This window comes from Streptomyces diversicolor, assembly GCF_057537855.1.
Map to the genome: position 1 here is coordinate 73,753 of NZ_BAAJXA010000004.1, position 13,252 is coordinate 87,004.

The following is a 13,252-nucleotide window of genomic DNA, read 5'->3' on the forward strand; positions in this document are numbered from 1 at the left end:
CTTGCGGAAAGGATCCGACCATGTCGACGAAGGTCTCCGACTACCTCCTCCAGCGGCTGCGCGAGTGGGGCGTGGAGTACGTCTTCGCCTATCCCGGAGACGGCATCAACGGCCTGCTCGCGGCCTGGGGACGCGCGGACGACAACCCGCGGTTCATCCAGGCGCGGCACGAGGAGATGTCCGCGTTCGAAGCGGTCGGCTACGCCAAGTTCTCCGGCCGGGTCGGCGTCTGCGCCGCCACCTCGGGACCGGGCGCCATCCATCTCCTCAACGGCCTGTACGACGCGAAGCTGGACCATGTGCCCGTGGTCGCCGTGGTCGGGCAGACCAACCGCAGCGCCATGGGCGGCTCGTACCAGCAGGAGGTCGACCTGGTCAGCCTGTACAAGGACGTCGCCTCGGACTTCTGCGAGATGGTCACCGTCCCCGAGCAGCTGCCGAACGTGCTCGACCGGGCGCTGCGCACCGCGCTGGCGCGCCACTCGGTGACCGCCGTGATCGTCCCGGCCGATGTCCAGGAGCTGGACTACTCCCCGCCCGAGCACGCGTTCAAGATGGTCCCCTCCAGTCTCGGCATGCCGCACTACGCGCCGGTGCCCGCCGACGAGGACCTGCAGCGGGCCGCGGACGTGCTCAACGCCGGCGAACGCACCGCCGTGCTGATCGGGCAGGGCGCGCGCGGGGCCCGTCCTGAGGTGACGACGGTCGCCGAACGGCTCGGCGCCGGCGTCGCCAAGGCGCTGCTGGGCAAGGACGCCCTCGATGACGACCTGCCGTATGTGACCGGCGCGATCGGCCTGTTGGGCACCCGGCCGTCGTACGAGCTGATGCGGGACTGCGACACCCTCCTCGTCGTCGGCTCCTCCTTCCCCTACACCCAGTTCCTGCCGGAGTTCGGGCAGGCACGGGCCGTGCAGATCGACATCGACCCGCACATGGTCGGCCTGCGCTACCCGTTCGAGGTCAATCTCGTCGGCGACGCCGCCACGACGCTGCGCCGGCTGCTTCCGCTCCTCAAGCAGGCCGACCGTCCCGCGTGGCGGAAGAAGGTCGAGGACAACGTCGCGCGCTGGTGGGAGGTCATGGAGCGGCGCGCCGCCGTTCAGGCCGATCCGATCAACCCGGAGTACGTCACGCACACCCTCGGCGGGCTGCTCCCGGAGAATGTGATCCTCAGCTCGGACTCCGGGTCCGCCGCCAACTGGTACGCCCGCCATCTCAAGCTGCGCGGTGCCATGCGCGGTTCGCTGTCGGGCACGCTGGCCACCATGGGGCCGGGGGTGCCGTACGCCATCGGGGCGAAGTTCGCGCACGGCGACCGGCCGGCGATCGCCCTGGTCGGCGACGGCGCGATGCAGATGAACGGCATGGCCGAGCTGATCACCATCGCCAAGTACTGGCACGAGTGGCAGGACCCGAGGCTCGTCGTCGCCGTGTTCAACAACCGGGACCTCAACCAGGTGACCTGGGAGATGCGGGCCATGTCGGGCGCCCCGCAGTTCCTGCCCTCGCAGTCGATCCCCGACGTCGCCTACGCCGACTTCGCCCGTTCCGTCGGGCTGACCGGGCAGCGCGTCGAGAAGCCGGACGAGGTGCGCGGCGCCTGGGAGGCCGCGCTCGCCGCGGACCGGCCCTGCGTGCTCGACTTCGTGACCGATCCCGCCGTACCGCCCATTCCGCCGCACGCCACCCTCGACCAGATCGAGGCCGCCGCGACGGCCGTCCTCAAGGGCGACAGCGACCGTGCCGCGATGGTCAGGCAGGGTTTCAAGGCAAAGGTCCAGGAGTTCCTGCCCCACGGCCGCCACGGAACGGGCGGACGATGACCGCCGCCCCGCTCGCACAACGACCGAAGGGCCCCGCCCCCGGACAGACGGCCCACTCCCCCGGGACCGCAGACCCGCCGGGCACCGCACACCCGACCGGGACGGCACACCCGACCCGGACGCCGTGCCCGACCCGGACGCCGTGCCCGCCCAAGACCGCACACCCGACCCGGACGCCGTTCCCGACCGGGACGGGACAGCCGACCCGGACGCCATGCCCGACCGGGACAGGACACCCGCCCAGGACCGCACACCCGACCGGGACGCCGTTCCCACCCAGGGCGGCACACCCACCCAAGACCGCACACCCGACCCGGACGCCGTTCCCACCCAGGGCGGCGCACCCGCACAAGACCGCACACCCGACCGGGACCGCACATCCGACCGGAGGGATCGATCATGCCGCAAGTCGTCGTCATCACCGGGGCCAGCGCCGGTATCGGCCGTGCCACCGCCTGTCTGTACGCGCGACGCGGCGCCGCCGTCGCCTTGATCGCGCGTGGCCGGGGCGGGCTGGAGGCGGCGGCGCGGGACGTGGCGGACCTCGGCGGGCGCCCCTTCGTCCAGCAGGCGGACACCTCCGACGCCGGCCAGGTCTCGGCCGCCGCCGACGCCGTCGAGCGGGCCCTCGGCCCCATCGACGTCTGGGTCAACTGCGCGTTCACCAGCGTCTTCGCGCCTTTCACGGAGATCAGCGCGGAGGAGTACCAGCGGGTGACCGACGTCGCCTACCTGGGCTTCGTCAACGGCACCCGCGCGGCGCTCGCCCGCATGCTGCCGCGCGACCGCGGCACCATCGTGCAGGTGGGCTCCGCCCTGGGCGAGCGGTCGATCCCGCTCCAGTCCGCCTACTGCGGCGCCAAACACGCCATCAACGGCTTCACGTCGTCCGTGCGCCTGGAACTGCTCCACCGGGCGAGCAATGTGCACATCACGATCGCCCAGATGCCCGCGGTCAACACCCCGCAGTTCTCCTGGGTCAGGTCGCGGCTGTCCCGGCACCCGCAGCCGGTGCCGCCGATCTATCAGCCGGAGGTCGCCGCGCGGGGCGTCCTGTACGCCGCCGACCACCCCGAACGCAAGCAGTACTACATCGGGGCCAGCACCGCGGCGACCGTCTGGGCCAACCGGATCGCCCCCGCCCTCCTCGACCGTTACCTGGCCCGTACGGGCTTCGACTCCCAGCAGACCGACCGCCCGGCCCCGACCGGTGCGGACAATCTGTTCAGCCCGTCCGACGAGCCGCCGGGCAGCGACTACGGCGCCCACGGCGTCTTCGACGAGAGGTCCCACCCGCACTCCGCCCAGGCCGCCCTCGCCCGGCACCCCGTGGTCACCGCCGCCACCACGTCGGTGGGCCTGGCGGCCGCCGCCGTCGGCCTGGGGCGACGGCTGAGCGGCCGGACCGGGCACGCCGGGACACGACAGGGTGACGGGCTCGCACGGCTCCCACGGCTCACTCGGTCACGGCTCCCACGGCTCACTCGGTGAGGCTGCATCCCCGCCGTCCCTCCCGGGAGGGACGGCGGGGATGCCGGGGCCCGCAAGGTCGGCGATACCGGGGCGGTCAGCCGACCTTGCGGCCCCGCAGGGGTTCCGTGTCCGCTCCCTCGCCCGCTCGCAACCCGCCCAGGAACTCCCGCACCACGTCGGGCGCGCCGTGCTCCGGCTCCCAGCCCAGTTCGCCGTGGGCCCGGCCGCAGTCCATCAGGGGCAGCCGCAGCACCGCGTCGAAGAGCTGCGGGGACGCGGGGAGCAGATGGAGCCCCCAGGCCGCCGCGATCGCGGACCGGGCCGCGGTGCGGGGCAGCCGGACCGGGCGCAGGCCCAGCATCTCGCCGAGCCGGCCGGCGTCGAGAGGCGGTTCGGCGGCGAGGTTGAAGGCGCCACGCGCATCGCTGCGCCGCAGGGCGAGCTGAAAGGCGCGGGCCGCGTCGTCCGTGTGCAGGACCTGCACCCGCAGGCCGGGCACATCCGGCAGGAAGGGCAGCAGTTCGGGGCGGAGCAGCGGGCCGGGCAGGAACCGGCCGCCGAAGATGCGGCGCTGTTCGCTCGCGGACTCCCGCTTGAACAGGAACGCCGGCCGCATGCGGACCACCCGGATCTCGGGGTGGTCGCGTGCGAAGGCGTCCAGGGCGCGCTCCAGGTATGCCTTCTCCCGGCAGTAGGCGGCGTCCGGCCAGCCGTGCGTGGGCCAGGACTCGGCCACCGCCCGGTCCTTGGGGCCCGGGGAGTAGGCGCCGACCGAGGAGGCGTGCAGCAGCACCGGTACCCGGGCGGCGGCCACCGCCTCGAACACCCTGATGCTGCCGAGGACGTTGGTCAGCCAGGTCTTCGCCGGGTCGTGCGTCGGCTGGAACGCCCACGCCAGGTGGACCACGGCTTCCGCTCCCTGGAACACCGGGGCGAGGTCGGCCTGCTCGGACGCGAGGTCGACGGCGTGCCATTCGGTCCTGTCGGGTGCCCAGCCGGGTGTGCGCCGGGCGATGCCGCGCACCCACGGGACCCGCGGGTCCTCGCTGAGCAGGCGCACCACGCTCGTGCCGAGGTTCCCGGTGGCGCCCGTGACGACGACCCCGCCGCCCGTTTCGCTGCTCATCTGCGGCTCCTTTCGGTGTGAGGGTGCACGTCACAGCCGAACCGCGGCAAGGCAGGTCCGGCTGTGACGGCGTCGGTGGCCGCCCGGGGCCGCGGGCAGGGCTCTCCCGTCAGCGGCCGAGCGCGTTCTCCAGCTCCTTCTTGCTCATCGAGGAGCGTCCGTGGATGTTCCGCTTCCTGGCCTCGTCGTACAACTGGTCCTTCGTGGGGCCCTGCGCGCCGCGGTGCGAACGCTGCCCACCGCGCTCGTACGACGATTTGGGGTCACGGGTCGAGGCCCTGCCCGCGGTCTTCGACTCGCCCGACCTCGCCCTCTCCTTGTTGACCGTGCGCGCGGCGATCTCCTTGGCGCGCCCCGTCGACTCGCCGCGGTCCTCCGCGCTCTTCTTGATGTGCTCGTACTGTCGTTCCCGTTTGGAACTTGATCCGGCCGGCATGGTGCCTCTCCTGTTCGGCGTACCGGGCGTGCTGCCCGCTCACGTGGTCGTACGGGGGACGAGTTCCCCGACGGAGCGGCCCGACGCGTGGGGTCCGCGACGGGCCGTCAGAGCATCGAGCCGGGGTCCTCGGGCCGGATCCGTCCGCGCCAGGCACCGCTCTCGCCCTCGCGGCCTTCGATGTAGTCCTTGAAGCGGCCCAGGTCTCCCTTGACCCGCCGGTCGATCAGGCCCAGCGCGTCCGCGCCCTTCTCCGCGACGCCCTCGGGCTCGACCTCCATCGTGAGTTCCACCCGGGTGTGCGTGTCGTCCAGCCGCTGGAACCGGACCGAGCCCCGCTGGCGTACATCGCCGGCGATGGCGCGCCAGGTGATCCGGTCGTCCGGGAGCTGGTCGACGATCTCGGTGTCGAACTCGCGCCTGACCCCGCCGATGCTGGAGGTCCAGTGGTTGTGCCGGTCATCGAGCTGCCTCACCTCCTCGACGCCCTCCATGAAGTTCGGGAACTCCTCGAACTGCGTCCACTGGTTGTAGGCGGTACGCACGGGGACGTCGACGTCCACCGTTTTGCTGACCGTGCTCATGTCGTCCTCCTTGTCGTTGGCCGCTCGCGCCGGACTGCCGGCGCACCATGGGTCCACACGAGACCGGGTACCCACCCCACGCGGACGACACGACACATGTCGACGGGCGGACGCGGCCTCGCGGAATGCGGCCCACCGGCCGGCCGGGTTCCCGCAGGTGTTTCGCCGGGTACCCGGTCCTGACCCGGGACCGCCCGTGGTCCCCGACGCCGGGAGGCGTGATGGCGCAGATGCGGCGAGCGGCCGTGTTCGACGTGGACGGAACTCTGGTCGACACCAACCATCTGCATGTGGTGGCCTGGTGGGAGGCGTTCCGCCAGGCCGGCCACCGGATCACCGCGCACGCCATCCACCGGGCGGTGGGGCTCGGCTCCGCCGACCTCGTCGCGCATCTGCTGGGCGAGACGCGGGCCCGGAGCGAGGCGGCGGATCTCAGCGGTGCCCACAAGGTGCTCTACGCCGAGTACTTCGAGCGGCTTTCCGCGCTGCCCGGCGCGGGACGCCTGCTGCGGCGCCTGGCCGACGACGGCCGGCAGGTCGTGCTGGCCACCTCGGCGGCCGGCGACGAACTGTCCGCGCTGCGGCGGGCGATCGACGCGGACGACGCCATCACGGCGACGGCCAGTGCCGACGACGTCACCGAAGGCAAGCCCGCGCCGGAACCCGTGGAGCGGGCGCTGGAGCTGGCGGGCGTTCCGGCGGAGCGTGCGGTGTTCGTCGGCGACACGGTGTGGGACATGCGGGCGGGCCGGCGCGCGGGGGTGCGGTGTGTGGCGCTGCTCTGCGGCGGCATACCCCGCGCCGATCTGGAGGAGGCCGGCGCCGAGGCCGTCTTCCGGGATCCGGCGCATCTGCTCGATTCACTGGCGCGCAGCCCCTTGGCGTGACCGGGGGCGCGCCGTTGCGTGTCCCGTTACCTCCGCCGTGCCGGGGTACTCGGACGGCGCCGTCGGCGCGCCCGGCGTGCACACGTGTCGTCGATCGCTCCGGGAGCAACGGTGAAAGCACTGGTCGTCAACTGCACGCTCAAGAAGTCCCCCGAGCCTTCGAACACCGAGGCACTGGCCGCCGTGGTCGTCGGGCGTCTTGCCGAGCACGGGGTGGCGGTGGAGCAGGTCCGGGCCGTGGACCTGGACATCGCGCCGGGCGTGGTCACCGACGCGGGCGACGGCGACCAGTGGCCACAGGTGCACGACAAGCTGCTGGAGTCGCAGATACTGGTCATCGCCTCGCCCACCTGGCTGGGCCGGCCGTCCTCGGTGGCGCAACGCGTGCTCGAACGCATGGACGCGATGATGTCCGAGACGGACGACGCGGGCAGGCCCGTCGCCTACAACCGGGTGGCGGGCGTGGTGGTCACCGGCAACGAGGACGGCGCCCACCATGTCATCAGCGAGATCTCCGGGGCGCTCGCCGACATCGGCTACACCGTTCCCGGTCAGGCCTGGACGTACTGGCATCTCGGCCCGGGTCCTGGCCCCGACTATCTGGAGGAGCGGCGCGGCCGTGACTGGGCGCACCGCACCGGCCGCACCATGGCCGACAACCTGTGCGGGGTGGCCCGGGCGCTGGCCTCCCTGCCGTTGAAGGCAGCCGGGTGACCCGGATGACGCAGGCATCCCCGATGACCGCCGACACGCTCACCGCGTCCTGGCCGCGCTGCTGGGTTCCCCGGGGCGTCTACGCCCCGCAGGCCGACACCCGGCTGCTGCGGCGGGCCATGTGCCGTGAGCGGATCGCGAGCGGTGCGGACGTCCTGGACCTGGGCACGGGCAGCGGTGTGCTCGCCGTGGAGGCGGCCCGCCTCGGCGGTCGCGTCACCGCGGTGGACATCTCCTTGCGGGCGGTGGCCGCCGCCCGGTTCAACGCCCTGCTCAACGGGCAGAGCGTGCGCGTGCGCCACGGCGATCTGGCGTCCGCGGTGCCGGGCCGCCGTTTCGACCTCGTGGTCGCCAATCCGCCGTATGTCCCCGCCCCGGGCGGGCTGCCGCGCCGGGGCCCGGCGCGGGCCTGGGACGCCGGCAGCGACGGCCGTGCGCTGATCGACCGGGTCTGCGACACGGCCCCGGCGATCCTGCGGTCCGCGGGAGCGCTGCTGCTCGTGCACTCGCATCTGTGCGGCATCGAGGACACCCTGGACCGTCTCGAAGCGGCGGGACTGCGCCCGGCGGTCGTCGACCGGGCCCGGCTGCCGTTCGGGCGTGTGCTGCGCTCGCGGCTCGGCTGGCTGCGCGAGCGGGGACTGGCGTCCGACACCATGACGGAGGAGCTGGTGGTGATCCGTGCCGAACATGCCTGAACGCCCCCGCCGTATCCGCGTCCAGCGCGACGGGCCCCTGCTGGTGGAGGGACCGGTCGAAGTGGTGGGCGAGGACGGTGAGGTGATCGTCTCGAAGCGTTTCATGGTCGCGGTCTGCACCTGCCGCCGCAGCCGGATCTTTCCCTGGTGCGACACCAGCCACCGCCGCCGCGACAGGCGGCACAGCGGGGGCGAGGACGTATGACGGCCACGCCCGCCCGGCGGCACGCCCCGCTGCGCCCGCCGCCGCTGCCCGAGCCGCGCGGTGCGCTGTCGGCCGCGGTGCTGGCCGCACTGCGCGCATCGGGGCCCGGCCGTCCGCCGGTCCCGGTGCGGGGCTGCGCGTACGGCGACGATCTGCAACTCGCGTTGTATGTCCTGTACGAGCTGCACTACGCGGGCTTCGCGGGCGTACCGGACCGCCTCGAATGGGACAGCGGGCTGCTGGCGCTGCGCGGTGCGATCGAGGACCGCTTCCTCGGTGCGCTGCGCTCGGACGTGCCGGTCGCGGGCACCGACACGGCCGCGCGTGCGCTGGACGAGCTCCAGCTGGAACCGGTCGGCGACGCCGCCGGCGGTGTCTCGCACCATCTGTGCGGCGCGGGCACACTGCGGCAGCTGCGCGAGTACGCGGCGCTGCGCTCGCTGTACCACCTCAAGGAGGCGGACCCGCACGCCTGGGTCATTCCCAGGCTGCGCGGCCGGGCCAAGGCGGCCATGGTCGCCGTGGAGTTCGACGAGTTCGGCGCCGGCCGCGCCGACGAGATCCACGCGGAGCTGTTCGCCGATCTCATGGCGGACCTCGGCCTTGACACCGCGTACGGGCGCTATGTCGACAGCGCTCCGGCCGAAGCGCTCGCGACGGTCAATGTGATGTCGCTGTTCGGTCTGCACCGGGCGCTGCGCGGCGCGCTCGTCGGGCACTTCGCCGCCGTGGAGGTGACCTCGTCCCCGGCCTCCCGCCGGCTCGCCGAGGCCCTGCGCCGGGTGGGGGCCGGTCCGGCGGCCGTGCGCTTCTACACAGAGCACGTCGAGGCGGACGCGGTGCACGAACAGGTCGTGCGGCACGATGTCGTCGGCGGGCTGCTGGAGAGCGAACCCCGCCTGGAGGCCGACGTGGTGTTCGGCATCCGCGCGACCTCCTACCTTGAGGAACGGCTCGCGGCCCGGCTGCTGGGAGCGTGGCGGGGCGGTGCCACGGCCCTGCGCGCGGCAGGGCCGTCTTCCTGAGCCCTCTCGCCGGGCCGGGCCTCAGGTCGCGCCGCCGCCCCCGCCGCCGAAGGACCCGCTGGAACCGGACCGCCAGCGCGGCCGGTCCTGGTTGCCGCTCGGCCGGTCCGGGGTGTTGCCGAGTTCGTGGGGCGTGGGCCGGTGACCCTCCGTCACCCGGGGCACCTCGCTGGGTTCACGCATCTGCCGTTCCTCGCCCACCGGCCCCGACCGCGGCGGCCTCGTCCGGGCGGCGGGCCGGTGCGGCAGTTGCTCCCGTCGCAGCACCCTGGCCCCCAGCCGCAGCGACCACACCAGTGCCGCCGTGACGAGCAGCCCCCCGACGACGATGACGATCATCCCGGCCGTCGACCCGGCGGCGGCCAGGTACTCAGGTGTCGTGTTCATCGGTGTCGTGTTCATCGGCATCGAGTACCCCGCCCTGTGCCACCGGATTCAGGAAAGCGTGGCGCGACCGGTATTCATCGCCGTCACCGGTAGCGTCGTCACGCACAGGAGTCGCCGGTTTCCCGTCCGCCGGGCGGAGCACTCGCCCGGTGCTGTCCGCTGTCGGCCGGGGTGAGGAGGACCATGACCGAAGTGCCGCAACGCCTCGGCGAGGGCGAAGGGGGCACGTCCGCGCGGACCGCGACCTCACTGGGGCGGACGTTGCTGGGCTGGGCCTCGACCACCGACCACAAGGTGATCGGCCGGCTGTACATGGTGACCTCCTTCTGCTTCTTCCTTCTGGGCGGGCTGCTGGCGCTCGCCATGCGCGCCGAACTGGCCCGTCCGGGGCTGCAGTTCGTGACCCAGCACACCTACAACCAGTTCTTCACGGTGCATGGCACCATCATGATGCTGCTCTTCGCGACGCCGATGTTCGCCGGGTTCGCGAACGCGGTGATGCCGTTGCAGATCGGCGCGCCGGACCTGGCGTTGCCCCGGCTCAACGCGCTGTCGTACTGGATGTACCTCTTCGGCGGCCTCATGGTGGTCTCGGGGTTCCTGGTGCCGACCGGCGCGGCCTCGTTCGGCTGGTTCGCGTACGCGCCGCTCAACAGCGCGTACTACTCCCCCGGCGCCGGCGGTGACCTGTGGGCGATGGGGCTGGTGGTGACCGGTGTGTCGACCACGCTGAGCGCGGTCAACTTCATCACCACCATCCTGTGTCTGCGTGCCCCGGGGATGACGATGTTCCGGATGCCGATGTTCACCTGGAACGTGCTGTTCACGTCCATCCTGGTGCTGCCCGCGTTCCCGGTGCTCACCGCGGCGCTGCTGGCCCTGGAGTCCGACCGGAAGTTCGGCTCGCACGTCTTCGACGCGACCAACGGCGGCGCCCTGCTGTGGCAGCACCTGTTCTGGTTCTTCGGGCATCCCGAGGTCTATATCGTCGCCCTGCCGTTCTTCGGCATCATCTCCGAGATCATCCCGGTGTTCTCGCGCAAGCCGCTCTTCGGCTATCTGCCCATGATCGGGGCGACGACCTCGATCACCATGCTGTCGGCCGTGGTGTGGGCACACCACATGTTCGCCACGGGCGCGGTGCTGCTGCCGTTCTTCTCCGTCATGTCGTTCCTGATCGCGGTGCCGACGGGGATCAAGTTCTTCGCCTGGATCGGGACGATGGTGCACGGGTCGGTGTCCTTCGAGACACCGATGCTGTGGTCCCTCGGTTTCCTGGTGTCGTTCCTGCTGGGCGGGCTCAGCGGCGTGCTCGTCGCCTCGCCGCCGCTCGACTTCCATGTCACCGACTCGTACTTCGTCGTCGCCCATCTGCATTACGTGCTGTTCGGCACCGTGGTCTTCGCGATGTTCGCCGGGTTCTACTTCTGGTGGCCCAAGTTCACCGGGAAGATGCTCGACGAGCGGCTGGGCAAGGTGCACTTCTGGCTGCTGTTCCCGGGGTTCCAGCTGACGTTCCTCGTGCAGCACTGGCTCGGTGAGATGGGGATGCCCCGCCGCTACGCCGACTATCTGCCCTCCGACGGCTTCACGCTCTTGAACACCCTGTCGTCGGCGGGCGCGTTGCTGCTGGGCGTGTCCACCCTGCCGTTCCTGTACAACGTCTGGCACACCTCCCGGTACGGGCGGCGCGTCGAGCTGGCGGACCCCTGGGGGTACGGGCGGGCCCTGGAGTGGGCCACCGACTGCCCGCCGCCCCGCCACAACTTCGTGGCGCTGCCCCGGGTGCGGTCGGAGTCCCCGGCGTTCGACCTGCACCACCCCGACGTCGTACGCCAGGCGAAGCGGGAGGGACTGCAGTGAAGGTGGAGGCCCTGCTGTTCGGCGGTGTGGCCGTCTTCTTCGGCGGTACCGCGGCGCTCTACGGGGCCTGGTCGGGCGATCCGACCGGCACCGCGGCGCTCATCGTCGCGTTCGGCATGGCCGCGCTCGTGTCCTTCTTCTGCGCGGTGCAGTACGCCCGTCGCGGCCGGCGCCCGCAGGACCGCACCGAGGCGGAGGTCACCGATGCCGCCGGGCCGCTGGAGTTCTTCCCGCCGCACAGCCACTGGCCGATCGTGACCGCGCTCGGCTTCTCGGTCGCGGCGACCGGTGTCGTCTACGGGCTGTGGCTGTTCCTCATCGGCCTCGGTGTTCTGGCGCGGGGTGTCCTGGGTCTGGTGTTCCAGTACGCGAACCGGGGCGTCGAGCGGGAGGACTGACCGGGATGCGCGGGGCGCCCGGCCGGAAGGAGGTGACCGGACGGTGGCCGGACTCGTATCCGCCCGCCAGGGTCTGGCGCACCTCGCCGGTCTCCTCACCCTCCCTCAGACGCTCCTGCTCGGCGGCCACGAGGGCGTGGCACAGCGCACGGACGAGCGCGAAGGCGAGGATCGGCGCCACGATCAGGGCGATGCGCAGCACCCAGGTCAGGCTGTTCACCGAGATGCGGAAGGTCGCCGCGATGACGTCGTTGCCGCCGGCCAGCAGCAGCACGCCGTAGAAGGTCACGCCCGCGACGCCGAGTCCGGTGCGCACGGGCCGCTCCCGGGGCCGGTCGCACAGGTGCCGCTCCTGCCTTCCCTCCCCGGTGAACCGCTGCTCCACGAACGGATACGCGTACAGGACGAGGAAGAGCAGCGCGGGCAGCACGACGGCCGGCACAAGGACGTTCCACATGAGGGTGTGCCCGGCGAAGTTCGTCTCCCAGGGCGGTACGAGCCTGAGGGCGCCCTCCAGGAAGCCGACGTACCAGTCGGGCTGGGACCCGGTCGACGCCTGGTCCGGCCGGTAGGGCCCGTACACCCACACCGGGTTGATCTGCGCGATGCCGGCGAGCACCGACAACACCCCGAACACGGCGAGGGACAGACCGGCGGACGAGGCCGTGAACCGCGGATGGAGCGGTTTGCCGACGGCGTTCGCGTTGCTGCGGCCTGGCCCGCGCCACTGGGTGTGCTTGAGGTGGAAGACCAGCATCAGGTGCACCGTGACCAGGGCGACCAGCGCCCCCGGCAGCAGCAGGATGTGCAGGCTGTACAGCCGGGTCACCATGTCGTGCCCCGGGAACTGGGACCCGAACACGAACAGGGCGAGGTACGTCCCCGCCACCGGAATGGACAGCATGATGCCCTGGGCGATCCGCAGGCCCGTGCCGGAGAGCAGATCGTCCGGCAGCGAATAGCCGGCGAAGCCCTCCGCCAGGGCGATCGCGAAGAGCGTGACGCCGATGACCCAGTTCAGCTCGCGGGGCCTGCGGAAGGCGCCGGTGAAGAAGATCCGCAGCAGGTGCAGGCCGATCGCGGTGACGAAGACCAGCGCGGCCCAGTGGTGCAGTTGCCGGATCAGCAGGCCGCCGCGCACGTCGAAGCTGATGTCCAGGGTGGAGGCGAACGCCGTCGACATCCGCACCCCGCGCAGCGGCCGGTAGGAGCCGTCGTAGACCACCTCCCGCATCTCGGGCTTGAAGAAGAAGGTCAGCCACACGCCCGTCAGCAGCAGCAGAACCAGGCTGTAGAGGGCCAGTTCGCCCAGCAGGAACGACCAGTGGTCGGGGAACGCCTTGCGCAGCAGCGCTCCGCCGCCGTCGTACACGGGCAGCCGCCTGTCGGCCGCGTCGGCCAGTCGTTCTCCCCGGTGGCGGGCCGCGCCCGGCTCGGGCGCCGTCACACCGAATCCACGGCGCGGCTGACGGTTCCCTCGTGCGGCACACCGTTCACGACAGACCTCCTCGCGGTGTCACACCCCGTGTTCTCCGGCATCCGTTGCCCGGGGGGTGCGCGACGAGTACCCCGCCCCCGCGAAACACCCGTGCGACCGTGGCCCGGCACCCGATCGGCCGACAGGCGTGCG

14 protein-coding genes are annotated in these 13,252 nt (G+C 72.0%); 9 read left to right on the top strand and 5 right to left on the bottom strand.

Features of this window, described 5'->3' with window-relative positions; all coding sequences use genetic code 11:
* Nucleotides 1-20: 20 nt before the first annotated feature.
* On the top strand, nucleotides 21-1,826 hold the full coding sequence (locus tag AC27LF_RS05775) for a thiamine pyrophosphate-requiring protein (RefSeq protein WP_479662574.1): 1,806 nt from the start codon (nucleotides 21-23) through the stop codon (nucleotides 1,824-1,826).
* A gap of 399 nt (nucleotides 1,827-2,225) precedes the next feature.
* The gene (locus tag AC27LF_RS05780) at nucleotides 2,226-3,317 is read left to right on the top strand and encodes an SDR family oxidoreductase (protein ID WP_479662573.1); all 1,092 of its coding nucleotides are present in this window, start codon (nucleotides 2,226-2,228) and stop codon (nucleotides 3,315-3,317) included.
* 76 nt (nucleotides 3,318-3,393) lie between these two features.
* On the opposite strand, the gene AC27LF_RS05785 is transcribed toward AC27LF_RS05780, so the two are convergent.
* From AC27LF_RS05785 to AC27LF_RS05795, 3 genes are all read right to left on the bottom strand, one after another.
* Nucleotides 3,394-4,425 carry an SDR family oxidoreductase gene (locus AC27LF_RS05785; RefSeq protein WP_479662572.1) on the bottom strand — a complete coding sequence of 344 codons (1,032 nt, stop codon included), beginning with the start codon at nucleotides 4,423-4,425 and terminating at the stop codon, nucleotides 3,394-3,396.
* A 109-nt stretch (nucleotides 4,426-4,534) separates the two neighbouring features.
* A complete protein-coding gene (locus AC27LF_RS05790) occupies nucleotides 4,535-4,861 on the bottom strand; it encodes a plasmid stabilization protein (RefSeq protein ID WP_479662571.1) in 327 nt (108 codons plus the stop codon).
* A 107-nt stretch (nucleotides 4,862-4,968) separates the two neighbouring features.
* Nucleotides 4,969-5,445, bottom strand: a complete 477-nt coding sequence (locus AC27LF_RS05795; protein WP_479662570.1) for an SRPBCC family protein — start codon at nucleotides 5,443-5,445, stop codon at nucleotides 4,969-4,971.
* Nucleotides 5,446-5,675: 230 nt separating this feature from the next.
* On the opposite strand from AC27LF_RS05795, the gene AC27LF_RS05800 reads away from it, so the two are divergent.
* The 5 genes from AC27LF_RS05800 (at nucleotide 5,676) to AC27LF_RS05820 (ending at nucleotide 8,974) form a co-directional block, all read left to right on the top strand.
* Nucleotides 5,676-6,332 carry an HAD family hydrolase gene (locus AC27LF_RS05800; RefSeq protein ID WP_479662644.1) on the top strand — a complete coding sequence of 219 codons (657 nt, stop codon included), beginning with the start codon at nucleotides 5,676-5,678 and terminating at the stop codon, nucleotides 6,330-6,332.
* 111 nt (nucleotides 6,333-6,443) lie between these two features.
* Entirely contained in the window at nucleotides 6,444-7,046 is a 603-nt protein-coding gene (locus AC27LF_RS05805; RefSeq protein ID WP_479662569.1) for a flavodoxin family protein, read from the top strand.
* A 23-nt stretch (nucleotides 7,047-7,069) separates the two neighbouring features.
* A complete protein-coding gene (locus AC27LF_RS05810; protein WP_479662643.1) occupies nucleotides 7,070-7,744 on the top strand; it encodes a HemK2/MTQ2 family protein methyltransferase in 675 nt (224 codons plus the stop codon).
* On the top strand, nucleotides 7,728-7,949 hold the full coding sequence (locus tag AC27LF_RS05815) for a CDGSH iron-sulfur domain-containing protein (RefSeq protein WP_479662568.1): 222 nt from the start codon (nucleotides 7,728-7,730) through the stop codon (nucleotides 7,947-7,949). Before AC27LF_RS05810 ends, AC27LF_RS05815 begins: the two co-directional genes overlap by 17 nt.
* Nucleotides 7,946-8,974: an iron-containing redox enzyme family protein gene (locus AC27LF_RS05820; RefSeq protein ID WP_479662567.1), complete on the top strand. Its 1,029-nt coding sequence runs from the start codon at nucleotides 7,946-7,948 to the stop codon at nucleotides 8,972-8,974. The genes AC27LF_RS05815 and AC27LF_RS05820 overlap by 4 nt, the downstream gene beginning before the upstream one ends.
* Before the next feature lie 21 nt (nucleotides 8,975-8,995).
* Here the strand turns inward: AC27LF_RS05820 and AC27LF_RS05825 are convergent, their stop codons facing one another.
* Complete coding sequence (locus AC27LF_RS05825) at nucleotides 8,996-9,382, bottom strand: DUF6479 family protein (RefSeq protein ID WP_487227778.1); 387 nt, start codon at nucleotides 9,380-9,382, stop codon at nucleotides 8,996-8,998.
* A 162-nt stretch (nucleotides 9,383-9,544) separates the two neighbouring features.
* Here AC27LF_RS05825 and ctaD point away from each other — a divergent pair, with 162 nt between their 5' ends.
* Together ctaD and AC27LF_RS05835 are read left to right on the top strand one after the other, a co-directional pair.
* The gene (gene ctaD / locus AC27LF_RS05830; RefSeq protein WP_479662565.1) at nucleotides 9,545-11,224 is read left to right on the top strand and encodes an aa3-type cytochrome oxidase subunit I; all 1,680 of its coding nucleotides are present in this window, start codon (nucleotides 9,545-9,547) and stop codon (nucleotides 11,222-11,224) included.
* Nucleotides 11,221-11,622 (top strand): cytochrome c oxidase subunit 4, encoded by a 402-nt coding sequence (locus AC27LF_RS05835; protein WP_404022735.1) that lies wholly within the window; start codon nucleotides 11,221-11,223, stop codon nucleotides 11,620-11,622. Before ctaD ends, AC27LF_RS05835 begins: the two co-directional genes overlap by 4 nt.
* Here the strand turns inward: AC27LF_RS05835 and qcrB are convergent.
* Nucleotides 11,540-13,069, bottom strand: a complete 1,530-nt coding sequence (qcrB, locus tag AC27LF_RS05840; RefSeq protein ID WP_479662564.1) for a cytochrome bc1 complex cytochrome b subunit — start codon at nucleotides 13,067-13,069, stop codon at nucleotides 11,540-11,542. The genes AC27LF_RS05835 and qcrB overlap by 83 nt on opposite strands.
* Between the last annotated feature and the right edge of the window lie 183 nt (nucleotides 13,070-13,252).